The sequence below is a fragment of the Blastococcus jejuensis genome, assembly GCF_039534705.1.
GTDB lineage: Bacteria > Actinomycetota > Actinomycetes > Mycobacteriales > Geodermatophilaceae > Blastococcus_B > Blastococcus_B jejuensis.
The window spans coordinates 484,198-509,319 of record NZ_BAAAVV010000002.1 but is presented as its reverse complement, the minus strand read 5'-3'; the positions used below and the strand labels follow the sequence as shown (position 1 = coordinate 509,319).

Here is a 25,122-nt window from a genome sequence, read left to right as displayed (position 1 = left end):
CGGGGGTTTGTCCACCCGAGGGAGTACGAGTGACCGCATCAGCCGGGCCCGAGGGCGGACCGGAGGGCCGCCCCCGAGCAGGCCCGATGCGGTCCTTCCCGTGCCTCGACGGCGCGCGGGCGATCGCCGCCTCCGCGGTCGTGCTCACCCACGCCGGCTTCTGGACCGGCAACTACACGCCCGACCTGCTGGGCCGGGTGCTCAACCGCGCCGAGGTCGGCGTCGCCATCTTCTTCGTGCTCTCCGGGTTCCTGCTGTCCCGCCCGATGTTCCGCGCCGCGGCCGAGGGACGCGACGCGCCCCGGGCCGCGGCCTACCTCTGGCGGCGGGCACTGCGGATCCTGCCCGCGTACTGGCTGGTCGTCGTCGCCGCGCTGCTCCTGCTGCCCGGCAACGCGGACGCCACGGCCGGCGACTGGCTCCGCCACCTGACGATGGTCCAGGTCTACGACGGCCGGTTCGCCGAGGGCTTGTCGCACACCTGGAGCCTGGCCACCGAGGTGGCCTTCTACCTGGTCCTCCCCCTGCTCGTCGCGGCGCTGCTGCGGCTGGCCGGGCGGGGTGTCTGGCGTCCGGGCCGGGTCCTCGCCCTGCTCGGGGTCGTGTCGGCGGCCGGACTGGCCTGGGTCTGGTGGGCGTCGGCGGCCGGTGGCGGGGCGGCCGAGCTGTGGCTGCCGGCCCACCTCGGCTGGTTCGCCGCGGGCATGGCGATGGCCGTCGTCAGCGTCTCCGACCGGGAGTGGGCCGTGGCCCGCCGGGCGCACGAGATCGGCGCCGACCTGTGGACCTGCTGGGCCGCGGCCGCCGCGCTGTTCCTGATCGCCGCGACCCCGGTCACCGGCCCGCCGGGGCTGGCGCCGTCCACCCCCGCCGAGGCGGTCACCGGCCACCTGCTCTACCTCGGCGTCGGGGCCCTGCTGGTCTGGCCGCTCGTCTTCGGCGACCAGCACGCCGGCCGCGCGCGACGCGTGCTGTCCAGCCGGCCCGTGGTGCGCCTCGGGGAGATCTCCTACGGGCTCTTCCTCTTCCACGTGCTGGTGCTGGTCGCCGGCTACCCCGCGCTCGGCATGCCGGAGTTCAGCGGCGACCTGGTGCTGGTCTTCACCGGCACCTGGCTCGGCGGCGTGCTGCTCGGCGGTCTGGTCTACGTGCTGCTCGAGCGCCCGATGCGCCGGTGGCGCACGGTGGTCCCGGAGCGCCCGCGGTCGGACAGCAGCGAGACGACGACGGCGGAGAGCGCGACCAGAATCAGCGTCTGACGCGCCGGCTCGCCCGCCGCGCCGGGGGCGAGCACCAGCAGCGGGCCCGAGGCCAGCACCGCGAGCGCGGCCACCACCCCGAGCGCCCCCGTGGCCCGTCCCCGGGTCAGCCGCCCGACGACGGTCACCGCGAGCACCGCCACCACGGCGACCGCGCCCACCAGGCCGCCGACGAGCACCACGCCCCCCACCGCCGCCGCGACGACCCACGCCCGGCCGCCGGGCCGGGCACCCGTCGCCGGCACGGCCCGCCGGACGGGGAGGACCGCCAGCCCGACGAGCACGAGGACCGCCACCAGGCCCGCGAGCAGCGCCCACCGGTAGGCGGTGCCGGGCGCGAAGTCCAGGTGCACCGCACCGGCCGCCCCCGCCGGGACGACGTACCCCTGCTGCCAGCCGTCGACCGTCCGGGGCTCCAGCACGGCACCGTCGAGCGTGGCCACCCAGCCGGCGTTGGCGTTCTCCGGCACCACCAGCAGGGCCGGCTCGCTGCGGGCCCCGACCTCGACGACGCGGTGCTCGGCGTCCCAGCGGCTGATCCCGGCCGCCTCCCGGCGGCCCGCCCCGCCCGCACCGGTCGACCTCTCGAGGGTCGCGGCGTCGACGGCGAAGGCGTCGGTAGCTGCCACGACCAGCCGGTGTTCGCCCGCAGCGAGCACCCCCGTCGACGTCCCGCCGCAGAGCTCGACCGGCACCGGCCGCAGGGCCCGCAGCTCGCCCACCGTCGTCCGCAGCCGGGTGCCGCGGGCCTCGCCGTCGACGGTGACCACCGGACCCTCGCCGCACGGCAGGTCGACCGCGGCGAACGGGTCGAGCGGCACGGCGCCCGGCACGACCAGTTCGGTGACGCCGACCCCCAACGTCGAGAAGGCCCGCGTCCAGGGGTCGAAGGAGGAGAACTCCGCCGGGAACGGGAAGGAGACGGTGAGCTCGTCGGTCACGATCGGCGGGAAGGTCGCGATGCCCTCCTCGTCCAGGACGAGCGTCTGCTCCAGCCAGCCGGCGTGCAGCCGCACCGCGCGGGGCACCGACGCCGCCGCGCCGGGCGAGGTCATGACGCGCACCGTGTCGAGGACCTGCAGCCCGGGCCACCGCATTGTCAGTGACGGCGAGGGGTCGTCGGCCGCGGCCGTCCAGGTGGTCGCCGCGTCCCGGTCGACGGCGGCCTGCGCGCCGGCGCGCGGGTCTGGCACGGCCGCGCTGCTGGCCGTGACGCGCAGACCGGTGACCGACTCCGGGCCGGCGGTCGTGGCGAGCAGCCGGTCGAGGGCCGGCCCGGGCCGGGGCACCGCGGTGACGGCGAGGTCGTAGCGCCCGGGGACGCCGACGGTGAAGGTCCGGTCGAGCCCGGTGGCCTCCTCCGCCCCGGTGACCAGCGCCGACCCGCAGCGAGGCGAGCCGTTCTCGTCGGCGACGCATCCCGACCCCGCGGGGTTGGCCGCGTCGAATGCGTAGGCCTCGACCGAACCGGGCATGGCCGGCGCCACGACCGACCGCCGCAGCTCCAGCCCCGGGACCCGGACCTCGGCCAGGCCGGCCGTGCTGCCGGGGTCCAGGGTCAGCCGCACCGTCCGCGTCGGTCCCGACGGCAGGGCCACCGCCTGCGGCCCGCCCCATCCCCGCAGGACGGCGGTGCGCTCCCCCGCGTCGGTCCGCACCCGCACGCGCACCGGTTCGTCGCCGGCGGCGGGTACGACCGCGATCGAGCGGACCTCCAGGACGGCGTCCGAGTCGACCTGCCACCACGGTGCCGACCGGTCCCCCGGCCGGGTCGCCGGCCGCCACGCGGTCGAGGCGTCGCCGTCGAGGGCGGCGAACGGCTGCTGGTCGGGCCGGATCGCGACGACGTTGTCGGCGTCGGCGCCCGAGCTCGAGGCGGTGACCGATCCGCCGTCGAACCGGACCACGCTCTCGGCCGCGTCCTGGGCGTCGAGCAGGTAGTCGCGGGCCGGCACGTCGAGGGTGAGCGGGGCATCGGCGGTCAGCCCGGCGGACTCGGCACCGGAGATGCGCCCGACGGTGCGTTCCCGCCGCACCAGCGCATCGCTCACCATCGCCGTGGCCTGCGGCTCGTCGTCCCCGGCCAGGAGCGCCGGCCGCCCGGTGAGCAGGCCACGCTCCTCGAGGGCCAGGACGCCGTCGGGGCCGCCGGCCACGGTGACGGCGTCGGCGAGCGGCGAGGTCCACGCCCGCGGGGCGACGTCCTCGACCGCGAAGATCTCGACCGCGGGCAGCTGCGGGGTGAGGTAGGAGTCCAGGGCCACGTCGAACAGCGAGGTCGCCGCCGGGAAGACCGGGCCGAACGTGGCGACCCGCGTGAGGCCGGGCGAGTCCTGCAGCGCGCGGTGCACCAGCAGCGGACGGGTCGCCCCGGCGACCCCCGCGTCGAGGTCGTTGCGGACGACGACGTGCGAGATGCCCGAGCGGGCGAGGAACCGGGTCAGGCCCGCCGATCCGGCGCCCTGCGAGAGCTGCTCCTCGACGGCGTCGAGCATGCGCACGTGCCCGGTCGGCGTGAAGGGGACGGCGTTGCGCACCTCCCACGGGCTGCTCGCCATCGCCTGCATCGGCTCGTCGCCGGTGCTCCCCCACGCGTAGGTGCCGAAGGCCGACGCCGGCAGCAGGAGGGCGCGGCCGTCGGGCTCGGTGCCGGCCAGCCAGTCGGCCGCCTCCTGCCAGTACCCCGGGACGGCCTCGTAGGAGTTCGGCGGCAGCAGCTGCCCGGCCGCCGGTGCGACCCCCGCGAGCAGAGCGACGGCCAGGACGGCACCGCCGGCCCGGGCCGAACCCTGTGTCAGGGGGCGGGCGTCCCGGGCACGCCGGACCAGGAGGGCCGCGAGGTGGGTCAGCGCCAGGGTCAGCGGGATCCGCAGGACGGGGTCGAACTTGTGTACGTTGCGCAACGGCGCGAGGACGCCGTCCAGGGCCGCGTTGACCGGGTCGGCGAGCAGGCCCTCGACCGTCGCGACGTGGCCGGCGGTGACCAGGCCCAGCCCGGCCAGCAGCCCGAGCACGAGCCAGCGCCGGTGCGGCAGGCCGCGCAGGGCGAGCGCGCCCAGGCCGGCGGCGGCGAGGACCACGGTGGCGAGCACCGGCAGGGTCTCGTAGGCCAGCGCCCAGCCGGCCGGCCACTTCGGCCCGGTGGGGGTGCCGAGGAACGCCACCCAGTGCGAGGTGCCGCGCAGGGCCTGCACGAGCTCGGTCTCGGCCGTCGTGGTCGCGGCCGACTCGATGTGGTCGAGGAACGGTGGGCTGTAGCGGCCGAGCAGCAGCAGCGGCCCGGCCCACCAGGCGGTGGCCAGCGCGACCGACGCCGTCCACCAGCCGATCAGCCGGCGCCGACGCGGGCCGGCGGGCCGGGTGAGGAGCCAGAGCCCGGCCAGGGGCAGCACCGCGGCCGTGGCGACGGCGTTCACGCCGCCGATGCAGAGGACGGCCAGCCCGGACAGGGCCGCCGCGCGGCGCGGCGACCCGCGGCGGGCGCCCGTCACCAGCGGGACGAGGACCCAGGGGGCCACGGCCATCGGCCAGACCTCGATCGACACCGCGCCGAGGCCGGTGAGCATGCGCGGGGCCAGCGCGTAGGCCACGCCGCCGAGCAGCCACGTGCCGGGCGTTCCGATGCCCAGCCGCCGGGCGAGCGCCACGAAACCGAGGAACGCGACGCAGAGGATCAGCGCCATCCAGAGCCGCTGGACCACCCACGCGGGCAGGCCCGCCGACTGCCCGAGCCCGAAGAAGGGCCCCATCGGGAACAGGTAGCCGTAGGCCTGGTTCTGCACCTGGCCGGCGAACCCCAGCGGCTCCCACATCTGCAGCGCCCGGCCCAGGAAGCCCCACGGGTCGACGGTCAGGTCGAGCTTGGTGTCGGCCACGACCCGGCCCGGCGCCTGGACGAGCGTCAGCGCCAGGAAGCCGAGGCAGACGGCGGCCAGCCGCGCGCGGTACGCCGCGGGGACGGCCGGACCGGCCGGCTCCGGACGCACGTCGGCCGCGCCGCCCCCCGGTGCGGGGGGCGGCGCGGCCGGCGCGCGGGCGGGGAGGAGCGCTGTGGTCAGGAGACCGGCACCGGCTGCCGTGCGGACGCGCCGGCGGCCGGGCGGTCGGTGTCACCGGCTCCTGCCCGGCGACCCACCAGGACGCCGCCGATCACCAGGAGCACGCCAAGACCCGCGAGCGAGAGCGGCACGGTCGTCTCGATCAGCACGATCTGCGACCGGGTGTCCTCCGCCCGCTCGACACCCTCGCGGGTGGTCTCCGCGGTGGCCGTGAAGGTGCCGGACAGCCAGGTGACGCCGGTGTTCCCCGCCGGCCCACGGAGCACGGTGACCGGCCGCTCCTCGGCGGTGACGATCACACCACTGGTCGGCTCGACCCAGAGAGTGCGGACGTTGCTGTACACGAACTCGCCGGCCACGGAGGTCTCGTCGGGCTCACCGGCCATGGCGCCGGGGATCTCCTCCTCGCGCACGACGGTCTCGGGGATCGTCTGCTCGAAGCGGTACACCTCGAGGCCGTCGATCTCCTCGACGGCGACGAACTCGGCGGTGAACGACGCGGCCGCGCTGAGGTTGAACAGCTCGTAGTCGCGCTGTTCGGTGTGGAACGGGAAGGTGAGGGTGAGCCCCTCGATCCGGGCCTCGGGGTACTTGTCGACGAAGGCCGCCGAGCAGTCGGGCGCGGACTCGGCGGTGCCGCGGTCGATGCAGGCGCGGTAGCTGCCCTCGTTGAGGATCGTGCCCTCGTCGTCCTCGATGACCGAGCCGAAGTTCCACACGGCTGTGTCGTCGTCGGCGTCCGGGTGCCCCGGCTGGCCTTCCACGGTCTGGTACACGGTGCCGGTCACGCCGTCGACCTCGGACATGGTCCCGAAGTCGAACATCGTGATGCCGGTGCCGTCGGCCTCGGGATACGCCGACTGGTCCAGGGGCAGCTTCACCAGCGACGGCGCCAGCACCAGGCGCACGGCGAGGGCGGCGACGAGGGCGAACGCACCCAGGCCCAGCAGGACGAAGCTGACGGTGCGTCCACGCATGCGGAGTTGCTCCTCGAAGTCGTGCGCGACGGCTTCTGCGGCGTCGCGGCCCCGACACCTTACTGGCGAGTAGGCGCCGCGCAAACAATGTCCGGTACCGATCGGTACCACGAATGGGTGAATTCCGCCTCCCGCTCGGATCCGACTGGTTCCGGTACCGGAACTCGCGGCTGACCAGCGGTGACTTCGCTCGGTGATCGAGCATTTCCCGAACGGGTGAATGATTTCCGGGCATCTCGGTACCCGGCGGTACTCTCCCGCGATGCCCATTCGGCCCCCGGCGATCGACGTCCTCTTCCTGAGCTGGCGGGACGCCTCGCACCCCGAGGGCGGCGGCTCCGAGCGCTACGTGCACCGGATGGCCGAGGGACTGGCCGCCCGCGGTCTCCGCGTGGAGCTGTTCTGCGCCGCCCACGACCGCGCCCCGGCCGAGGAGACCGTCCGCGGCGTCCGCGTCGTGCGCCGCGGCGGCCGGCTCGGCGTGTACGCCCGCGCCCTGATCCGCGTGGCCCTGCGGCGGCCCGGCGTCGTCGTCGACGTGCAGAACGGCCTGCCGTTCTTCAGCCGGCTGGTGTCCCGGTCGGTGGTCGTCCTCGTCCACCACGTGCACCGCGAGCAGTGGCCGATCGTGTTCGGCCGCATCGGCGGCGCGATCGGCTGGTGGATCGAGTCGGTGCTCTCGCCGCGGCTCTACCGCCGGTGCCGCTACGTGACCGTCTCGGGCTCCACCGCCGACGAACTGGTCGAGCTCGGGGTCGGGCGGGACCGCATCGCCATCGTGCCGAACGGCGTGGAGCCGGCCCCCGAGGTCGCCCACGGCCGGTCGGCGACGCCGCGCCTGGTGGTGCTCGGGCGGCTCGTGCCGCACAAGCGGGTGGAGCACGCGGTCGAGGTGCTCGCTCGGCTGCGCCCGCGCTGGCCGGAGCTGCGGCTCGACGTCGTCGGCGAGGGCTGGTGGGACGAGCGACTGCGGGAGCAGGTCGCCGAGCTCGGCGTCGTCGACGCCGTGACCTTCCACGGCTACGTCGACGAGCCGGTCAAGCACGGGCTCCTGGCCCGCGCCTGGGTGCACCTGTGCCCGTCGGTGAAGGAGGGCTGGGGTCTGGCCGTCAGCGAGGCCGGCAGCCACGGCGTCCCCACGGTGGGCTACCGGGCGGCGGGCGGGCTGCGCGAATCGGTGCTGGACGGCCGGACCGGCGTGCTCGTCGACGACCTCGACGAGCTGACCGCGGCCGTGGAGCGCCTGCTGGGCGATCCGGCCGGCCGGGAGGCGATGGGCGAGGCGGCGGAACGGCACGCCGCCTCGCTCACGTGGCCGGCGAGCGTCGAGGCGTTCGCGTCGACGGTGCTGCCGACCCTGCGGGGCTCAGCCGCGGTTGCCGTACCGGAGCACCTCGAGGGGCGCGGTGCCGGTGTCGGTGGTGCTGCTGCTCTGCTCGAGCGCGTTGTCCGGGTCGGCGATGGCCGAGGCCCCGGCGACCGCCGCGACGCCGAGCACGGCACCGACGGCGAGGGCGACCAGCGCTCCCATGAGCGACTTCATTCCTTGACCCGCTTTCCTCGAGGGCGACGACGAGCGGGAACCGTAGACGCCGATCTCATGATCCACAACGCCGAACCCACCACCGCACCGGCGGCCAGAGCGTGAGCGAGCACCACCGCTGTCACCCGAACGGGTGCCGGGCCGGCGGCGTCGACCGCCCCCGGGACGCGGTGCAGGACCAGGTCCGGACCGGTCACGACGGCGGGCAGCGCGGCGATCTCGGGGGGCACCGCCGGACCGGGGGTGCCGCGCTCGACGAGCACCCAGCCGACGCCCAGCCGGGCCAGCGCGGCCGGGTCGTCGACGGCGGCCCGGGCCGCCCGGGCGCGCCGGTCCTCGCCGGCGACGGTCAGCTCGCCGACGACGAGGGTGTCGTCGGTGACCACCGGCCGCGGCAGCCAGCGCGCCGCCGGGTCGAGCACGGTGCGGTCGTCGTTCCAGGCGAAGGCGCGGTAGGCGCCCAGCGGCAGCACGAGGACGTCGCCGGGCTGCGGATCGGCGGCGACGGCCGCGCGCACCCGGGCCCAGTCGTCCGGGTAGGTCACCGGCTGCAGCCGGCCGCCCACTCCCCAGGCCAGGTCGGGCACCGCCAGCAGCGGCAGCAGCAGCCCGGCGACGACGACGCCGGCCGCCGCGCCGCGTCCGGCGCGCTCCCGGGCCAGGGCGCCGAGCGAGCGCACCCCGAGCCCGGCGCCGACCGCGAGCGGCAGCGCCCACCAGGCGACCCACTTCTGCCCGTCGCGGAGCAGGCCGCCACCCGGCACGTGCGCGACGGTGACCTCGAGCAGGCCCGCGAGGCCCGGCAGCGTCCCCGCACAGCCCAGCAGCACGCCGACGCCGCCGAGCACGAGCAGTCCACGGGCCGGTCCGCGCAGCGGCCGGGTGGCCGCCCAGCCCGCGACGGCCAGGGCCACGAGCGCGACGGTCAGCACCGGCGCCATGACCGACGCGCGGCTCGGGGGGACGGCGCCGGCGTTCCAGATGCCGCCGGTGCCGAGCACCGACAGCACGCTCCCGCCCCAGTGCTCGGCGCGGGCCGCGAACGCCGCGACCCCGGTGGGATCGGACCCACCACCGGACGGGTGCAGCAGGCCGGCGGCCAGCCACGGCAGGGAGAGCACGAGGACGGCGACCAGCGCCCGCCCCGCGCGCCGGCCGAGCACCGCCAGCACCACCCCGGCGGCCAGCAGCGACCCGGTCGGCGAGAGGGCGGCCGGCGCGAGCGCCAGCACGAGGGCCGGCAGCGCCCGGGGCACGCCGTCGCGCACCCGCAGCGCGGCGCGGGCGATCCAGGGCAGGGCCGCGAAGGCCAGCAGGTGCGTCCAGTGGCCGAGCAGCAGGCGCTCGGCGAGGTACGGGCTCCAGCCGTAGACCAGGCCGGCGACCGCCGCGGCCGCCCCGCGCCGTCCGTCGGCTGCCGGCGGCACGAGCCGGGCCGCACCCAGGACGGCGGCGTAGACCAGCGCCAGGAGCACGGCCTTCTGCAGCAACTGGCCGGGCACGACCGCGGTGAGCACACCCATCACCGCGTCCACCGGCACGGCCCGCGGCAGGGTGCCGCCGAGGCCGAGGGCGTCGAGGTCGAGGTCCTGCCGGGGCACGAACACCATGTCGCGGAGCAGGACGTATCCCGGCGCCAGCGCCGGGCCCGTCACGACCAGCGCCACCACCAGGGCGAGCGCGCGCATCGGCCACGGCGCGGGCTCGGGCGCGGACCAGCGCGGCGTGCGGGGGGCCTGCGCCGCCCCGGCAGCCACCCCGGCAGCCACCGACCGTGCCACCTCGCCCTCCCCTCGCCCGCGGACCCCTCGGTGGCACAGCGGCACCGTCGGGCGACGGAAGCGTAGGTGGACGCCGTGGCAGAACCGGTCACCGTGCCGCCCACGGCCGCGCCGCCGTCCCCCGTCCGGGCGAGGATCGCGCCCGCTGCGGTGCTGTCGGTCACCCTCCTGGGCACCAACGCGCTGGCCTATGTCTTCACGATGCTGGCCGCGCGGCTCCTGGCCCCGGCGGCGTACGGCGAGCTCGCCGCGCTCATGGGCGTGCTGCTCGTCGGCGTCGTCCCGGCCACCGGTCTGCAGACCGCCGCCGCGCTGCACCTGGGCGCCCGCCGCGGCGCCGCTGGCGCCCTGCGGGAGGCGGACGTGCGGGCGCTGCACACGACGGCGCTGCTCGCGGCGCTCGCGGTCGGCGCGCTGGGGATCGCGGCGACCGCGCCGATCGTGCACCTGCTGCACCTGCCCGAGCCGGCCGCCGTCGGCTGGCTGGTGGCCCTGCTCGTGCCGCACACGGTCGTCGGCGGGTACGACGGCGTGCTGCAGGGCAGCGGCCGGTACGGCCGGCTGGCCGTCGTGACCGCCTGCTTCGGGGCCGCCAAGCTCGTCGGCGGCACCGCCGGCCTGGTCCTCGGCGGCTCGCCGACCACCGCGCTGGCCGGTATGGCCCTGGGCGCGACCGCGGGCGCCCTGCTCGGCTGGACCCTGTGCGGCCGCCCCGGCCTGGCCCGCGGCGTCGCGGCCCCCGCCCGCGCCGCGCTGCGCGCCTCCGGCGCCCTGCTCGGCTTCGTCCTGCTGCTCAACCTCGACGTGCTGCTGGCCCGGCACCACCTGCCCGGGCCGCTGGCCGGCGAGTACGCCGTGGCCGCGATCTTCGCCAAGGTGGCCTTCTGGCTGCCCCAGGGCATCGGAGTCGTGCTGCTCCCCCGGCTGGCCGACGCCGAGCACCGCCGTCGCCGGCTCGCGCGGGCGCTGGCGGTCGTGGCGGCGGCCGGCGCCCTGCTCACCCTGGCCACCGCCGCACTGGGGCCGCACGCGCTGCCTCTGGTCGGCGGGGAGGCGTACGGCGAGGCGCTCGGGTCGGCGTCGTGGCTGTTCGCCGCGCTCGGCACGCTGCTGGCGCTGGCCCAGCTGCTGCTCTACTCGGGCATCGCGGCCGCGGACCGCGCCGCGGTCCTTCTGGTGTGGACGGCGGCCGGCGCGGAAGTGGTGGTCGTCGGCGCGCTCGCCGCCGCCGGGCACCTCGCCGTCCTGACGCCCGTGCTCGTCGCGGGGGCGCTCGCGGCCCTCGTGGTCGTCGTGGGCCTGGTCCGGCTGGGCCTGCTGGGACGGTCACCCGGCCGGGGACTGTGATCGAGATCGACGACTAGCCGGCATCCCCCGCGGGCAGGACCCTGATCGAGCCCGTCCCCCGACGAGAGGAGCGCCGTCCATGGCGTCCGTCATCAACTACACGATCGCCACCGAGGCCGAGAAGAGCCCCGACTTCCGCCGGGTGCTCTGGACCGGCGAGTACACCCAGCTGGTGATCATGACGATCCCGCCGGGTGGGGAGATCGGCGAGGAGGTGCACCCCGACACCGACCAGATCCTCACCTTCGTCAGCGGCACCGGGAAGGCGATCGTCTCGGGCGCCGAGAAGGTCGTCGCGCAGGGCGACCTGGTCGTGGTGCCGGCGGGGAAGAAGCACAACTTCGTCAACACCGGCGAGAACCCGCTCATCCTCTACACCGTCTACGGCCCGCCGGAGCACGCCGACGGCGCGGTGCACAAGACCAAGGAGGAGGCCGACCGGCTGGAGGAGGAAGGCAAGGACGAGCCCCCGACCAGCTGAGGCGTCCGGGCCGGGCCGCCGTCGCGCGACGGCGGTTCCGGCTCGTCAGCGGCCTGTCGGGACGACCATCACCGGGCAGGGCGCGTGCAGCACGCAGTGCAGCGCGATCGAGCCGAGCAGCAGCTCCCGGACGGCGCCGTGCCCGCGCCCGCCCACCACGAGCAGCTCGGCCCCCTCGGCCTGGCGCACGAGCACCTCCCCGGCCACGCCCTCGACGGCCTGCACATCGACGGCCGGCGCGCCCGGGCCCGCGGCCTCCCGCGCCCGGGCCACCTCCTCCTCCGCCCCCCGCTGCGCGTCCTCCCGCAGCTGCTCGACCGGCGGGATGAACACCTCGTACGCGTCGCTCCAGTAGCTCTCCGGCGAGTACGCCGCGACGGCGGTGACCGCGGCGCCGAGCCGCCCGGCCTCGAGCAGCGCCCGCTCCAGGGCGTGCTGCGACGTCTCCGACCCGTCGAGTCCGACGACGACTCGCGGCGGGGTCAGCGCGGCCTCCGACCGGGGCCGCACCACGACGACCGGGCAGCGGGCGTGGGTCACGCAGTGCAGCGCCACCGAGCCGAATACGGTGCTGCGCACCGCGCCCCGGCCGCGGTTGCCGACGACGAGCAGGTCGGCGTCCTCCGACGCGAGCACCAGCTCCCGCCCCGCGCGGCCGGGCATGGCGACCACCTCCACCGCCACGTCGCTGCCGGCGGGAAGCTCGCCGCGCACCTCGTCGAGCACCGCCCCGGCCCGGGCCTCGGTGTCGGCGTGGACGGCTTCGATGTGCTGGGGGTCGATCAGGACGGGATCGCCCCAGTACACCTCCACCGGGAAGGCCGCCACGACGCGCAGCGACGCCCCCGCCCGGGCTGCGGCCGCCAGGGCCCACACCAGCGCGGCGCGACCGCCGGGTGATCCGTCGACCCCCACGACCACCCGCCCGCCGGCCAGCCCGTCGCCCGTCCCCGTCGGCATGCCCACGTCCGCTCCCTCGCCCCTCACCGGCCCGTTCCCCGGAGAGGCTGCCAAGATCGGTGCCGGCGCACAACCGTGCGCCCGACTGACGGCCCCCACGGCCGGGAGGGAGCACCCATGACCGTCGGCGGCCCGCACGTGCTGGTGGCCGTGGCGAGCCGGCACGGCGCCACGCGGGAGATCGGCGACTCGATCGCCCGGTGGCTGCCCGAGACCGCCGCCGGACGCCAGCTCGGGCTCTCCGCGGTGAGCCAGGCGATCGAGCATGCGTCGGATCCGTCCTCGTTCGACGCCGTCCTGGTCGGCAGCGCCGTCTACGCCGGCCGGTGGCTCGAGCCCGCCCGCGAGTACGTCGCCGCCCACGCCGCCGCGCTGCGCGAGCGGAAGGTCTGGCTGTTCTCCAGCGGCCCGATCGGCGAGCCGCCGTACCCGCCCGACGAGCCGCACGACGTGCGCCCGCTCGGCGACCTCGTCGGCGCCCGCGGCCACGCGGTGTTCCCGGGCCGCCTCGACCCGACGGTGCTGAGCTTCGGCGAGCGGGCCATGGTCACCGCGATGCGCGCGCCGCTGGGTGATTTCCGCGACTGGGAAGCCGTCCGTGCCTGGACGGAGGAGGTCGCCGCCGCCCTGGCGTGAACCGGCGCGGCGGGTGCGCCGGCTGCCACCATGGGCTCGTGTGCACCGTCGTCGTGCGCTGGTCCGACGGCCGGCCACCGCAGATCCTGGCCCTGCGCGACGAGTTGCTCACGCGTGAGTTCGACGACCCCGGACGGTGGTGGCCTGAGCTGCCGGACGTCGTCGGCGGTCGGGACCGCGTCGCAGGCGGTACGTGGTGCGCCACGTCCATCGGTACCGGGGCGACCGCGCTGGTGGTCAACCGGCCGCACAAGCAGCTCGCCGACCCCGGGGCGCCGAGCCGGGGCGTTCTCCCGCTGCTCGCGGTCGAGCACGGGGCGGACTGGCTCAGCCACGTCGAACTCGGCGGCATGGCGAGCTTCGCTCTGCTCCTGGCGACGCCGCACCGGGTCACCACCTGGGACTTCGACGGCCAGGACCTGGTGACGACGGAGCACCCGGAGGGAGTCCACATGCTGACCTCCGGCGGGGCCGAGAACCGCAAGGCGGATCTGCACCTCCAGGCCTTCGCAGAGTCCGGCTACCCGCACGGGTGGCGCGGGCTCGTCCAGAGTGGTGATCCGAAGGACGACCCGGCCGCACTCGTGGTCCGCCACGAGCTGGACGGTCTGGTGTTCGGCACCGTCTTCGGTGAGCTCATCGAGGCCGCGCCGGGTCGGCTGCGCCTGGAGTACAACCGGCAACCGTGGACGACGGAGCCGTGGCACGTCCTCGCGGCGGGGACGGGGCCTCCCTGACCTGCGACGGCGGCTGGCCCGGCCCCAGCGGGAACGGCTGCGGTCGGCCGGGGGTCACGCCGCTCCGAGAACCGCCAGCACCTGGCGGCGGATCTCGACGTCCTCCCGGGCGGTGACGACGACGGTGCGCGCCTCCGCGCCGGGGGCGGTGATGTCGCCGTCGGCGGTGGTGGCCCGGTTGCGCTCCGGGTCGACCGCCAGGCCGAGGTGGGCCAGCTCCGCGACCGCGGCCTCGCGCAGCTGCCACGAGTGCTCCCCGACTCCCCCGGTCATGACGAGCAGGTCGATCCCGCCGGTGGCGGCGGTCATGGCCGCGATCTCCCGGACCAGGCGGTGCACGTAGACGTCGAACGCCAGCGCGCAGTCGACGTCCCCGCGCGCCCGGCCGGCCAGCACCTCGCGCAGATCGCCGGAAGTGCCCGAGAGCCCCTTGAGCCCGGCGTGGTGCTCGAGGACGTCGGCGAGCTCCGGCTCCGGCACGTGCCCGTGCTCCAGCAGCCAGAGCACGAGGCCCGGGTCGACGGTGCCGGGCCGGGTGTTCATGACCAGCCCGGCCAGCGGGGTGAAGCCCATGGTGGTGTCGACCGAGACCCCGCCCCGGACGGCGGTCAGCGACGCCCCGGCCCCGAGGTGCGCCGAGACGATGCGCAGCTCGGCCGGCGGCCGGCCCACGATCTCGGCGGCCCGGCGCACCGCGTGGGCGTGGGACAGGCCGTGGAACCCGTACCGCCGCAGGCCCCACCGCTCGTTCCACTCGCGGGGCAGCGCGTAGGTGCGGGCGGCCGGCGGCAGGGCCGCGTGGAAGGCGGTGTCGAAGGCGGCCACGGTCGGCACGCCGGGCAGCAGGTCGCGCACAGCCCGGATGCCGGCCAGCGCCCGCGGGTTGTGCAGCGGCGCGAGGTGGCTGATCGAGTAGAGGTAGGCGACGAGCAGGTCGTCGACGAGCGCGGCCTCGGTGTGCCGCGGGCCGCCGTGCACCACCCGGTGCCCGACGGCGTCGACCGGGCCGCACGCGGCGAGCAACTCCTCCAGCGGGCCCAGCTGCCCCTCGCCCTGCCAGTGGTCCACGGTGGTGGCGGCGGTGACCGAACCGTCGGCGTCGGTGCGGGTGAGCTTCAGGCTGCTGGACCCCGTGTTGACGACGAGGACCCTCACGCCTCCGGCTCCCGCAGCGGGTCCGCCCCGGCGGTGACCGGACCGGCCTGCCCCGACTGTCCACTCCCACCCGACCACACCCAACCCCGGATCTCCGGCAGGTCCTCCCCGTGCGTGCGCACGTACTGGCGGTGCTCGGTGATCTGGTCGCGCAGCCGGTCGCGGGCGTGGGCGCCGATCGTGCGCAGCCGCGGCACCCGGTCGATGACGTCGATGGCCAGGTTGTAGCGGTCGATCCGGTTCATCACGCAGATGTCGAAGGGCGTCGTCGTCGTGCCCTCCTCCACGTACCCGCGCACGTGGAAGTTGTCGTGGTTGGTGCGCCGGTAGGTCAGCCGGTGGATCAGCCACGGGTAGCCGTGGTAGGCGAAGATCACCGGCTTGTCGCGGGTGAAGTAGGAGTCGAACTCGGCGTCGGACAGGCCGTGCGGGTGCTCCCGGTCGTCCTGGAGCCGCATCAGGTCGACCACGTTCACGAACCGGATCCGCAGGTCGGGGAAGTACCCGCGGAGGATCTCGACCGCCGCGAGCGTCTCCATCGTCGGCACGTCGCCGGCGCAGCCGAGCACCAGGTCGGGCTCGACGCCGTCGTCGGTGCTCGCCCACGGCCAGATCCCGATGCCCTTGGTGCAGTGCTCGACGGCCTCGTCGATCGCCAGGTACTGCAGCGCCGGCTGCTTGCCCGCCACGATCACGTTCACGTACTGCTGGGTGCGCAGGCAGTGGTCGGCGACCGACAGCAGCGTGTTCGCGTCCGGCGGCAGGTAGACCCGGATGACGTCGGCCTTCTTGTTGACCACGTGGTCGATGAAGCCCGGGTCCTGGTGGGAGAAGCCGTTGTGGTCCTGCCGCCAGACGTGTGAGGTCAGCAGGTAGTTCAGCGACGCGATCGGCCGCCGCCACGGGATGCCGTTGGTCGTCTTCAGCCACTTGGCGTGCTGGTTGAACATCGAGTCGACGACGTGGATGAACGCCTCGTAGCAGGAGAAGAACCCGTGCCGGCCGGTGAGCAGGTAGCCCTCGAGCCAGCCCTGGCAGGTGTGCTCGGACAGGATCTCCATGACCCGCCCGTCGGGCGCCAGGTGGTCGTCGCCGGGCAGCCGCTCGGCCGTCCACGCCCGGTCGGTGACCTCCAGGACGGCGCCGAGCCGGTTGGAGTTGTTCTCGTCGGGGGCGAAGACCCGGAAGGTCGCCATGTTCTCGCGCATCACGTCGCGCAGGAACGTGCCGAGCACGCGGGTCGCCTCCACCGCACCGGCGCCCGGCGACGGGACCGGCACGGCGTGCTCGCGGAAGTCGGGCATCCGCAGGGGGGTGAGCAGCTTGCCGCCGTTGGCGTGCGGGTTGGCGCTCATCCGCCGGTCCCCCGCCGGGTGCAGGTCGCGGACGGCGGGCACCGGGCGGCCCTCGGCGTCGAAGAGCTCCTCGGGGCGGTAGCTGCGCAGCCACTCCTCGAGCACCTTCCGGTGCCCGTCGTCCTCCCGGGCGTTCTTGAACGGCACCTGGTGCGCGCGCCAGGTGCCCTCCACCTGGACGCCGTCGACCACCCCCGGACCGGTCCAGCCCTTCGGGGAGGCGAGCACGATCATCGGCCAGCGCGGCCGCTCGATGACGCCGTCCTCCCGGGCGCGGCGCTGGGCCTCGGCGATCTCGTCGAGGCAGCGGTCGAGCACGGCCGCGAACTGCTGGTGCATCGTCTGCGGGTCGTCGCCCTCGACCAGGTAGGGCGTGTGGCCGTAGCCGCGCAGCAGGTCCAGCAGCTCCTCGCGAGGGATGCGGGCCAGCACCGTCGGGTTGGCGATCTTGTAGCCGTTGAGGTGCAGGATCGGCAGGACCGCGCCGTCGGTCCGCGGGTCGAGGAACTTGTTCGAGTGCCAGCCGGCGGCCAGCGGGCCGGTCTCGGCCTCCCCGTCGCCGACGACCGCCGCCACGACGAGGTCCGGGTTGTCGAGGGCCGCCCCGTAGGCGTGCGAGAGGGAGTAGCCCAGCTCCCCGCCCTCGTGGATGGAGCCGGGCGTCTCCGGGGCCACGTGGCTGGGGATGCCGCCGGGGAAGGAGAACTGGGTGAACAGCCGTCGCATCCCTGCCTCGTCCTGCGAGACGTCGGGGTAGGTCGTGCTGTAGCTGCCCTCCAGCCAGGAGGCCGCGACGGGACCGGGGCCGCCGTGCCCGGGGCCCATCACGTAGATCATGTCCAGGTCGCGCGCGGCGATGACCCGGTTGAGGTGCGCGTAGACGAAGTTCAGCCCGGGCGTCGTCCCCCAGTGGCCCAGCAGCCGGGGCTTAATGTGCTCGGGGAGCAGCGGCTCCCGCAGCAGCGGGTTGCCCATCAGGTAGATCTGGCCCACCGACAGGTAGTTGGCCGCCCGCCACCAGGCGTCGAGCGCCGTCAGTTCGTCGTCGGTGAGCGGGCCGTCCTGCGCTGACTTCCTCCGCATCTGCCGCACGCTAGCCGGTGCCGCAGGCCCGGGCGGTGCCCCGCTGCGTCAGCCGAAGCGGGCCTCCTCGACCGTCCAGCGGATGAACTGCCCCTGCGCCAGCGGTCGGTGCCGTAGTGCCAGCCGGCCGTGATCCTGCGCGGGATGCGCACGCCGTCGACCTCGAGCTCGCCGTGCACGGTCACGCCGAAGGGCTGCGGGCCGTAGGCGCCGTGGCCCAGCGGCCCCCAGCGCTGCAGCACCAGTTCGGTGAGCGCGCCGTCGGGACCGACGGTGACGGTCACCTCGTGCCGGTCCGTGCCGGTCTGCACGGTCGCGACGGCGCTGTGCGTGTCGTGCGAGCGCCAGCTGACCTCCGGACCGAGGGCGGCGGTCGGCAGCAGCAGGAGCAGCTCCCCGGCGTGCCGGCCGGCCGCGCTGCGGGTCACGTCGGCCCCGCTGCCCCGGAGGACCGGGACCCGCCCGAACAGCCGCCAGCGCATCTCACCCGAGCCCCGGGTCCACCGGTCGAAGCCGCGGACCGGCAGGCCGAGCGGCCGCGCGGTCGCCGCCCACACGAAGCCACCGCCGGCCGACAGGCGCTCGACGCCGGTGAACGGCGACCACCGGCCGAGCTTGATCTCCCCGCTCATGCGCAGCTCCACCGACCGGGCCAGCGGTGCGCCCTCGGCGATCGCGTGCATCAGCCACAGGCGCACGGGCTCCGGCAGACCCGACACGGCCGCGGAACCGAACACCGCCGGCTGCCCGCCGCCCTCGCCCAGGCGCACCCAGTCCCGCGCCACGTCGGGGGGAAGCCCGGCCGGCACGGTGCGGGCGGCGTCCGCGCGGTCCACGCCGCCGAGCATGGCACGCACCGACCCCCGGTTGCCCGCGGCCGGGAACGGGGACGCCAGACTCGTGACCATGACCGCTGCGCCGTCCCGCACCGTTCCCGCCGGCGGCGGCCAGAGCCGAGACCTGGTGGACGCGCTGCGCCGCGCCGGGATCGCGGACGTCGACGACTCGGGCCTGGCCCGGGCGCTGTACTCCTCCGACGCCTCGCTGTACCGGGTGCTGCCGCGCGCCGTGGTCCGGCCCCGGCACACCGACGAGATCGTCGCGACCCTCGAGGTCTGCCGCTCCCTGGGTGTGCCGCTCACCGCGCGCGGGGCGGGGACGTCGATCGCCGGCAACGCGGTCGGCCCCGGCGTCGTCGTCGACACCAGCCGGCACCTGCACCGGGTGCTCCGGATCGACGCCGAGGCCCGCACGGCGACGGTCGAACCCGGCCTCGTGCAGGCGGCCCTGCAGACCGCGGCCCGGCCGCACGGCCTGCGGTTCGGCCCCGACCCGAGCACGCACAACCGCTGCACGATCGGCGGGATGATCGGCAACAACGCCTGCGGCTCGCGGGCCCTGGGGTACGGCCGGACGTCGGACAACGTGGTCGGCCTCGACGTCGTCACCGGCACCGGGCAGCGGCTGCGGCTCGACGGCCCCCCGCCGGCCGGCACGCTCGACGACCTGCGCGCCCTGGTCGGACGCGAGCTCTCGACCATCCGCACCGAGCTGGGCCGCTTCGGCCGCCAGGTGTCGGGCTACTCGCTGGAGCACCTGCTGCCCGAGCGCGGGTTCGACGTCGCCCGGGCGCTGGTGGGCAGCGAGGGCACGCTCGCCCTGGTGCTCGGCGCGACGGTGCGGCTGGTCGCCGACGCCCCGTTCCGGGGGCTGGTGGTGCTCGGCTACCCGACGATGGCCGACGCGGCCGACGCCACCCCCGGCCTGCTCCCCCACGGCCCGACCGCGGTCGAGGGCCTGGACTCGCGCATCGTGCAGCGGCTGCGCGACGTGCCGGCGGCGACGGTGCCCGACCTGCCCCGCGGCGAGGGCTGGCTGATCGTCGAGCTGACCGGCGACAGCGTCGCCGAGGTGACGGCGAAGGCGCAGGGTGTGCTCGCCGACGCCGGGGCGCTGGACTCGCTGGTGGTCACCGACGTGGCCCAGGCCGCGGCGATCTGGCGGATCCGTGAGGACGGCGCGGGCCTGGCCGCGCGCACCAGCGACGGGCGCCCCGCGCACGCCGGCTGGGAGGACGCCGCCGTCCCGGTGGAGCAGCTCGGCGCCTACCTGCGCGAGTTCGAGGTGCTGCTGGCCGGGCACGGGCTGCAGGGCGTGCCGTACGGGCACTTCGGCGACGGCTGCATCCACGTCCGCATCGACTTCCCGTTCGGGGTCGATGCCCCCGACGGCGGCCGGGCCGCCTACCGGTCGTTCGTGGAGGACGCCGCCCGGCTGGTCGCGCGCTACGGCGGCTCGCTGTCGGGTGAGCACGGCGACGGCCGGGCGCGCAGCGAGCTGCTGCCGTTCATGTACTCCCCCGCCGCGATCGGGGCCTTCGCGCAGGTGAAGGCCCTGCTCGACCCGGACGACGTTCTCAACCCCGGGGTGCTGGTGCGGCCCGCGCCGCTGGACGCCGACGTGCGGGTCGCTGCCGCGCCGCGTCACCGCGAGCGGCTCGCGCTGGCCTACCCGCACGACGGCGGGGACTTCTCCGCCGCCGTCCACCGGTGCACCGGCGTCGGCAAGTGCCGGGCCGACCTGCAGAGCTCCGGTGGCGTGATGTGCCCCTCCTGGGTGGCCACCCGCGAGGAGAAGGACTCCACCCGCGGCCGGGCCCGCGTGCTGCAGGAGATGCTCGCGCCCGGCGGGCCGGTGAACGGGTGGCGGGCACCCGAGGTGCACGACGCCCTCGACCTCTGCCTGTCCTGCAAGGGCTGCTCGCGGGACTGCCCGACCGGTGTCGACATGGCGACCTACAAGGCGGAGGTGCTGCACCAGTCGTACCGCCGGCGGCTGCGGCCGCTGTCGCACTACACGCTGGGCCGGCTGCCGTTCTGGTCGGACCTCGCCGCCCGCGCCCCGAAGCTGGTCAACCGGGTGCTGGGTTCGGCGCTCGGCGGCCGGCTGGCCAAGGCCGGGGCCGGCATCGACCGGCGCCGCGAGGTGCCGCGCTTCGCCGCCCGCACGTTCCGCGAGGAGTGGGCGGCCCGGCCGTCGTTCCCGGCCGGCGGGGCCCCGGTGGCGCTGTGGGTCGACTCGTTCACCGACCACTTCGCCCCGCACGTCGCCTGGGCGGCGGCCCGGGTGCTCGAGGCGGCCGGCTACCGCGTGCACGTGCCCGGCGCCGACACCTGCTGCGGGCTGACGTGGATCACGACCGGCCAGCTCGATGCCGCGCGGCGGATCCTGTCCGGCACCGTCGAGTCGCTGGTCGCCGCCGCCGACGCCGGGTGGCCGATCGTCGGCGTGGAACCGTCGTGCACCGCCGTCCTGCGCGGTGAGGCCCTGGACCTGGTCGGCGGGCCGGCCGCCGAGCGGGTGGCGGCCGCGACGCGCACGCTGGCCGAGCTGCTCACCGCCACCCCGGGGTGGACGCCGCCGGACCTGACCGGCGTCGAGATCGTCGCCCAGCCGCACTGCCACCACGCCTCGGTGCTGGGCTGGTCGGCCGACGCCGCGCTGCTGGCCCGGGCGGGTGCGTCGGTGACCCGGCTCGGCGGCTGCTGCGGGCTGGCCGGCAACTGGGGCGTGGAGCGCGGGCACCACGACGTCTCGGTCGCGATCGCCGAGCAGCAGCTGCTCCCGGCGGTGCAGGACCTCGGGCCCGGTGCGGTCGTCCTGGCCGACGGCTTCTCCTGCCGCACCCAGCTCGACCAGCTGTCCGACCGGCAGGGACAGCACCTCGCCGAACTCCTGGCCGCCCGCCTCCCCTGACCGGCGAGATCTGCACACTCGCCCCCTTCAGCGCCCCGAAACGGGCCAGTGTGCAGATCTCGCCCGGGGGTGGTCTGCCACGATGCGGAGGTGGAGCTCGAGGAGACACTGCTGCCCGGGGTGGGCGTCCGGTACGAACTGACCACGCGCGCCGGGCAGGTCATCGGCATCGTCGTGCAGCGCGAGGGCGGCGCGGAGATCGTGGCCTACGACCGGCGCGACCCCGACCGCGCGCTCGGCGTCTTCCGGCTCAACCCCGAGGAGGCCGACGCGATCGCCGAGGTGCTGGGCGCGCCCCGGCTCACCCAGCGGTTCGCCGACCTCTCGCGCGAGGTGCCGGGGCTGCAGTCGGCCCGGTTCCCGATCCGCCCCGGGTCGCCGTTCGCCGACCGCCTGCTCGGCGACACCCGGGCCCGCACGCTGACCGGCTGCTCGATCGTGGCGATCGTGCGCGACGCCGACGTCGTCCCCTCCCCCACCCCGGCCGACGTGCTGCGCGCCGGTGACGTCCTCGTGGCGATCGGCTCCGGCCGCGGTCTCGAGCAGCTGGACCGGCGACTGTCCGGCGAGGACGAGGCGCCCCCGGCGTGAGCCACGTCGCCGCGCTGCTGGTCGAGCTGGGCCTGCTCTTCCTCGGCCTGTCGGTGCTCGGGCTGCTCGCCCGCCGGCTCGGGCTCTCGCCGATCCCGTTCGTGCTCGTCGCCGCGCTCACCCTCGGCGACGGCGGTCTGGTGCCGCTGACCACGGCCGAACCGTTCCTCACGGCGGCCGCCGAGATCGGCGTCGTCCTGCTCCTGCTGACTCTGGGCCTGGAGTTCTCCGCCGACGAGCTGTTCGGCTCGTTTCGCCGGCACGCGCCCTCGGGGGTGGTCGACCTGGTGCTGAACGCGCCGCCCGGGTTCGCCGCCGGGCTGCTCCTGGGGCTGCCGTGGGAGGGGGCGCTGGCGCTGGCCGGGATCACCTGGATCTCGTCGTCCGGGATCGTCGCGCGGCTGCTGGGCGACCTCGGCCGGCTGGCCAACCGCGAGACCCCCGCCGTCCTCTCGGTGCTCGTCCTCGAGGACCTCGCGATGGCCCTGTTCCTGCCGCTGCTCGTCGTCGCCCTCGCGGGAGGGGGACCGATCTCGGCGGCCGGCGGCGTCGCGCTGGCCGTCGGCGCGGTGGTGCTGGTGCTGGTCGCCGCGCAACGGCACGGGCACCGGCTGGGCCGGCTGCTCACCCACGACGACGACGAGCAGGTGCTCCTCCGCCTGGTGGGTCTGACCCTGCTCGTGGCGGGGCTGGCGCAGTCGGTCGGGGCCTCGGCAGCGGTCGGCGCGTTCCTCGTCGGGCTGGCCCTGCCCGCGTCCTTCGCCGACCGGGCGCGGACGATCCTCGGCCCGCTGCGCGACCTGTTCGCGGCCACGTTCTTCGTCGCGTTCGGCCTGAGCACCGATCCGGGCGCGATCCTGCCGGTGCTGCCCGCCGCGATCGCGCTGGCCCTGGTCACGACCGGCACGAAGATCGGCACCGGCTGGTACGCCGCACGGCGCGAGGGCGTGGCGGTCCCCGGCCGGCTGCGCGCGGGCACGGCGCTCGTGGCGCGGGGCGAGTTCTCGATCGTGATCGCCGGCCTGGCCGTCGCCGCCGGCATCCCGGAGGTGGGCCCGCTCGCGACCGGCTACGTGCTCCTGCTCGCCGTCACCGGGCCGCTGCTGACCCGGTTCGTCGATCCGCTGACGACCCGCTTCCGGCCCGCCGTCATCCCCTAGGCCGCCGCGTCGCCGTCGCGGCGGGCGATCGCAGCGGCCACGACGTGCGGGACCAGCGCCCCGGCGATGCGGGCGTAGCCGGCCGACGAGGGGTGGAACCGGTCCGCGGAGAACAGCGCCAGGTCGTCGGCGAACGCCCGGCCGATCAGCCCGCCGACGTCGGCGACCCGGGCGCCCGCGGCCTCGGCGGCCCGCGCCTGCCGCTGCTGGAGGAGCGCGCAGGCCGCCTGCACCGCCGGACGGAAGGCTGGCGGGACGAACGGCACCGCCGACATGTCCGGGGCCGGCACCACGACCACGTCCGCGCCACCGCGCCGCAGCGCGCTGACGGCGGACCCGAGGTCGGCGGCCGCGGCGTCGGCGGGGACGAAGCGGGCGAGGTCGTTGGCGCCGATCAGCACGAGGACGAGGTCTGCGGCCAGCGGCTCGGCCCGGCGCACCTGCGCCGACAGGTGGGCCGAGACCGCCCCGGGGACGGCGACGACGTGCAGGTCCACCGCGAACCCCTCGTCGGTCAGCGCGGCGGCGAGGCGTCGTCCGAGGGTGTCCTCGACCCGGTGCGCACCGGTGCCGTGGGCGATGGAGTCACCGAGGACGACGAAACGCAGTGGGGTCACGCCCCGTGCAACGCGCGGGGCTCAGCGGCCCTTCCAGACCGGCGCGCGCCGCTCGGCGAACGCCACCGACCCCTCCCGCGCGTCCTCCGAGACGAACACCGGTCCGATGATCTCCTGCTGGCGGTCCCATGCCTCGGCCGGCGCCCAGCTCGGCGCCTCCTGCACGATCCGCTTGGTGGCGGCGAGGGCGAGCGGACCGTTGGCCGCGATCGCCGTCGCCAGCTCCACGGCCGCCTCGAGGGCGCCGCCGTCGTCGACGACCCGGTTCACCAGCCCCATCGCCGCCGCCCGCTCGGCGTCGACCGGGTCGCCGGTCAGCAGCATCTCCAGCGCGAGTGCCCGGGGTACCCGCTGGGCGAGCAGCAGTGCCCCGCCCCCGGCGGCGACGAGGGACCGCTTCACCTCGGGGACGCCCATCCGCGCCGAGCGCCCGGCGACGACCAGGTCGCAGGCCAGCACGAGCTCGAATCCGCCGGCCAGTGCGCCCCCCTCGACGGCGGCCACCACCGGCTTCCGGGGCGGGGTGACGGTGATGCCGCACAGCCCGCGGCCCTCGATCGCCGGGGTCTCCCCGCGGAGGAACGCCTTGAGGTCCATGCCGGCGGAGAAGAACCCGCCGGCCCCGGTGAGCACGCCGGCCCGCAGCTCGTCGGATGCGTCGAGCTCGTCGACGGCCGCCGCCACCTGCTCGGCGACCGCGGCGTTCAGCGCGTTCTTCGCCTGCGGGCGGTTGATCGTGATGACCTGCACCGCACCGCGGCGCTCGACCAGGACCTCGTCGGCTGCGACCTCGTCCGGCACGTGCCCTCCTGGGGTGTGTGGTGGCGGGCCGGGCAACCGGTCGGTCGCCCGGCCCGGTGCGACTAGGCCTTCGGGCCGCCGGCGGCGTAGATCACCTGACCGGAGACGAACCCGGCCCCCTCGCTGACGAGGAACGAGACCAGGTGCGCGATGTCCTCGGGCTGGCCCACGCGCTGCACCGGGATCTCCTTGGCCGCGAACGCGATGAAGTCGTCGAACGCGATGCCCATGCGCTCGGCGGTCGCCTTGGTCATCTCGGTCTGGATGAAGCCCGGAGCGATCGCGTTCGCGGTGACGCCGAACTTGCCCAGCTCGATGGCGAGGGTCTTGGTGAACCCCTGCAGACCGGCCTTGGCGGTCGAGTAGTTGGCCTGCCCGCGGTTGCCCAGGGCGGAGACGCTGGACAGGTTGACGATCCGGCCGAACTTCGCGTCGATCATGTGCTTCTGAGCGGCGCGGCTCATGAGGAACGCCCCGCGCAGGTGCACGTTCATGACCGTGTCCCAGTCGGACTCGGTCATCTTGAACAGCATGTTGTCGCGGGTGACGCCGGCGTTGTTGACCAGCACGGTGGGCGCGCCGAGCTCGGCGGCGATCCGCTCCACGGCGGCCTCGACCTGACCGGCGTCGCTGACGTCGGCGCCGACGGCCAGCGCCCGGCCGCCGGCGGCCTCGATGGTCTCCACGGTGCCCTTCGCCGACGACTCGTCCAGGTCGAGGACGGCAACGGCGAAGCCGTCCTGGGCCAGCCGCACGGCGGTGGCGGCGCCGATGCCGCGGGCCGCTCCGGTCACGATGGCCACGCGGGCGCTTGCCTCGGTCATG

19 protein-coding genes and 1 pseudogene are annotated in these 25,122 nt (G+C 75.8%); 9 read left to right on the top strand and 11 right to left on the bottom strand.

All coding sequences use genetic code 11. The features are described 5' to 3' along the window. Positions 1-86: 86 nt before the first annotated feature. Positions 87-1,259, top strand: a complete 1,173-nt coding sequence (locus ABD644_RS06130; protein ID WP_344687778.1) for an acyltransferase family protein — start codon at positions 87-89, stop codon at positions 1,257-1,259. Here ABD644_RS06130 and ABD644_RS06125 read toward each other — a convergent pair. Together ABD644_RS06125 and pgfA are read right to left on the bottom strand one after the other, a co-directional pair. After that, the gene (locus ABD644_RS06125) at positions 1,145-5,245 is read right to left on the bottom strand and encodes an alpha-(1->3)-arabinofuranosyltransferase domain-containing protein (protein WP_344687777.1); all 4,101 of its coding nucleotides are present in this window, start codon (positions 5,243-5,245) and stop codon (positions 1,145-1,147) included. The two genes, ABD644_RS06130 and ABD644_RS06125, sit on opposite strands and share 115 nt — an antisense overlap. A gap of 68 nt (positions 5,246-5,313) precedes the next feature. Continuing rightward, the gene (gene pgfA / locus ABD644_RS06120) at positions 5,314-6,294 is read right to left on the bottom strand and encodes a cell envelope lipid trafficking protein PgfA (RefSeq protein WP_344687776.1); all 981 of its coding nucleotides are present in this window, start codon (positions 6,292-6,294) and stop codon (positions 5,314-5,316) included. Positions 6,295-6,514: 220 nt separating this feature from the next. Between pgfA and ABD644_RS06115 the strand changes: the two are divergent. Then, positions 6,515-7,615 (top strand): annotated as a pseudogene (locus tag ABD644_RS06115) (glycosyltransferase family 4 protein); the annotation flags it as partial. Between the two features lie 45 nt (positions 7,616-7,660). Here ABD644_RS06115 and ABD644_RS22690 read toward each other — a convergent pair. Next, entirely contained in the window at positions 7,661-7,825 is a 165-nt protein-coding gene (locus ABD644_RS22690; protein ID WP_425547396.1) for a DUF2613 family protein, read from the bottom strand. An 8-nt stretch (positions 7,826-7,833) separates the two neighbouring features. Then, the gene (locus tag ABD644_RS06110) at positions 7,834-9,618 is read right to left on the bottom strand and encodes an MmpA family trehalose lipid delivery protein (RefSeq protein WP_344687772.1); all 1,785 of its coding nucleotides are present in this window, start codon (positions 9,616-9,618) and stop codon (positions 7,834-7,836) included. A gap of 75 nt (positions 9,619-9,693) precedes the next feature. On the opposite strand from ABD644_RS06110, the gene ABD644_RS06105 reads away from it, so the two are divergent. Further along, positions 9,694-10,965, top strand: coding sequence for a hypothetical protein (locus tag ABD644_RS06105; RefSeq protein WP_344687771.1), 1,272 nt, complete (start codon positions 9,694-9,696; stop codon positions 10,963-10,965). Positions 10,966-11,044: 79 nt separating this feature from the next. Beyond that, the gene (locus tag ABD644_RS06100; protein ID WP_344687769.1) at positions 11,045-11,446 is read left to right on the top strand and encodes a cupin domain-containing protein; all 402 of its coding nucleotides are present in this window, start codon (positions 11,045-11,047) and stop codon (positions 11,444-11,446) included. 45 nt (positions 11,447-11,491) lie between these two features. Here ABD644_RS06100 and ABD644_RS06095 read toward each other — a convergent pair whose 3' ends face one another. Next, positions 11,492-12,406 (bottom strand): universal stress protein, encoded by a 915-nt coding sequence (locus tag ABD644_RS06095; RefSeq protein WP_344687767.1) that lies wholly within the window; start codon positions 12,404-12,406, stop codon positions 11,492-11,494. A 117-nt stretch (positions 12,407-12,523) separates the two neighbouring features. Between ABD644_RS06095 and ABD644_RS06090 the strand changes: the two genes are divergently transcribed. Both ABD644_RS06090 and ABD644_RS06085 read left to right on the top strand, forming a co-directional pair. After that, complete coding sequence (locus tag ABD644_RS06090; RefSeq protein WP_344687766.1) at positions 12,524-13,042, top strand: flavodoxin domain-containing protein; 519 nt, start codon at positions 12,524-12,526, stop codon at positions 13,040-13,042. A 38-nt stretch (positions 13,043-13,080) separates the two neighbouring features. After that, a complete protein-coding gene (locus ABD644_RS06085) occupies positions 13,081-13,779 on the top strand; it encodes an NRDE family protein (RefSeq protein WP_344687765.1) in 699 nt (232 codons plus the stop codon). Positions 13,780-13,833: 54 nt separating this feature from the next. Here ABD644_RS06085 and ABD644_RS06080 read toward each other — a convergent pair whose 3' ends face one another. Genes ABD644_RS06080 through ABD644_RS06070 form a run of 3 tightly spaced genes read right to left on the bottom strand, consistent with a single transcriptional unit; the run spans position 13,834 to position 18,280 of the window. Further along, entirely contained in the window at positions 13,834-14,934 is a 1,101-nt protein-coding gene (locus tag ABD644_RS06080) for an acetate/propionate family kinase (protein WP_344687763.1), read from the bottom strand. Beyond that, positions 14,931-17,372, bottom strand: coding sequence for a phosphoketolase family protein (locus ABD644_RS06075; protein WP_344687762.1), 2,442 nt, complete (start codon positions 17,370-17,372; stop codon positions 14,931-14,933). The genes ABD644_RS06080 and ABD644_RS06075 overlap by 4 nt, the downstream gene beginning before the upstream one ends. Then, entirely contained in the window at positions 17,324-18,280 is a 957-nt protein-coding gene (locus ABD644_RS06070; protein WP_344687761.1) for a DUF6544 family protein, read from the bottom strand. The genes ABD644_RS06075 and ABD644_RS06070 overlap by 49 nt, the downstream gene beginning before the upstream one ends. On the opposite strand from ABD644_RS06070, the gene ABD644_RS06065 reads away from it, so the two are divergent. The 3 genes from ABD644_RS06065 to ABD644_RS06055 all read left to right on the top strand — a co-directional run bounded on the left by ABD644_RS06065 (position 18,279) and on the right by ABD644_RS06055 (position 22,879). Further along, a complete protein-coding gene (locus ABD644_RS06065; RefSeq protein WP_344687759.1) occupies positions 18,279-21,128 on the top strand; it encodes an FAD-binding and (Fe-S)-binding domain-containing protein in 2,850 nt (949 codons plus the stop codon). The two genes, ABD644_RS06070 and ABD644_RS06065, sit on opposite strands and share 2 nt — an antisense overlap. Before the next feature lie 90 nt (positions 21,129-21,218). Next, positions 21,219-21,719 (top strand): cation:proton antiporter regulatory subunit, encoded by a 501-nt coding sequence (locus tag ABD644_RS06060; RefSeq protein WP_344687758.1) that lies wholly within the window; start codon positions 21,219-21,221, stop codon positions 21,717-21,719. Next, the gene (locus ABD644_RS06055; protein WP_344687757.1) at positions 21,716-22,879 is read left to right on the top strand and encodes a cation:proton antiporter; all 1,164 of its coding nucleotides are present in this window, start codon (positions 21,716-21,718) and stop codon (positions 22,877-22,879) included. Before ABD644_RS06060 ends, ABD644_RS06055 begins: the two co-directional genes overlap by 4 nt. Here the strand turns inward: ABD644_RS06055 and ABD644_RS06050 are convergent. The 3 genes from ABD644_RS06050 to fabG all read right to left on the bottom strand — a co-directional run bounded on the left by ABD644_RS06050 (position 22,876) and on the right by fabG (position 25,121). Continuing rightward, complete coding sequence (locus ABD644_RS06050) at positions 22,876-23,496, bottom strand: GDSL-type esterase/lipase family protein (protein WP_344687756.1); 621 nt, start codon at positions 23,494-23,496, stop codon at positions 22,876-22,878. The genes ABD644_RS06055 and ABD644_RS06050 overlap by 4 nt on opposite strands. Before the next feature lie 21 nt (positions 23,497-23,517). Beyond that, on the bottom strand, positions 23,518-24,297 hold the full coding sequence (locus ABD644_RS06045) for a crotonase/enoyl-CoA hydratase family protein (protein WP_344687755.1): 780 nt from the start codon (positions 24,295-24,297) through the stop codon (positions 23,518-23,520). A 62-nt stretch (positions 24,298-24,359) separates the two neighbouring features. Further along, positions 24,360-25,121: a 3-oxoacyl-ACP reductase FabG gene (gene fabG / locus ABD644_RS06040; protein ID WP_344687754.1), complete on the bottom strand. Its 762-nt coding sequence runs from the start codon at positions 25,119-25,121 to the stop codon at positions 24,360-24,362. Position 25,122 lies beyond the last annotated feature (1 nt).

Bases quoted from the DNA above. Each gene is read 5' to 3' on its own strand.
- ABD644_RS06130 (WP_344687778.1), top strand. From the start codon at position 87: ATGCGGTCCTTCCCGTGCCTCGACGGCGCGCGGGCGATCGCCGCCTCC.
- pgfA (WP_344687776.1), bottom strand. From the start codon at position 6,294: ATGCGTGGACGCACCGTCAGCTTCGTCCTGCTGGGCCTGGGTGCGTTC.
- ABD644_RS22690 (WP_425547396.1), bottom strand. From the start codon at position 7,825: ATGGGAGCGCTGGTCGCCCTCGCCGTCGGTGCCGTGCTCGGCGTCGCG.
- ABD644_RS06100 (WP_344687769.1), top strand. From the start codon at position 11,045: ATGGCGTCCGTCATCAACTACACGATCGCCACCGAGGCCGAGAAGAGC.
- ABD644_RS06095 (WP_344687767.1), bottom strand. From the start codon at position 12,406: ATGCCGACGGGGACGGGCGACGGGCTGGCCGGCGGGCGGGTGGTCGTG.
- ABD644_RS06090 (WP_344687766.1), top strand. From the start codon at position 12,524: ATGACCGTCGGCGGCCCGCACGTGCTGGTGGCCGTGGCGAGCCGGCAC.
- ABD644_RS06075 (WP_344687762.1), bottom strand. From the start codon at position 17,372: ATGCGGAGGAAGTCAGCGCAGGACGGCCCGCTCACCGACGACGAACTG.
- ABD644_RS06065 (WP_344687759.1), top strand. From the start codon at position 18,279: ATGACCGCTGCGCCGTCCCGCACCGTTCCCGCCGGCGGCGGCCAGAGC.
- ABD644_RS06070 (WP_344687761.1), bottom strand. From the start codon at position 18,280: ATGGTCACGAGTCTGGCGTCCCCGTTCCCGGCCGCGGGCAACCGGGGG.
- fabG (WP_344687754.1), bottom strand. From the start codon at position 25,121: ATGACCGAGGCAAGCGCCCGCGTGGCCATCGTGACCGGAGCGGCCCGC.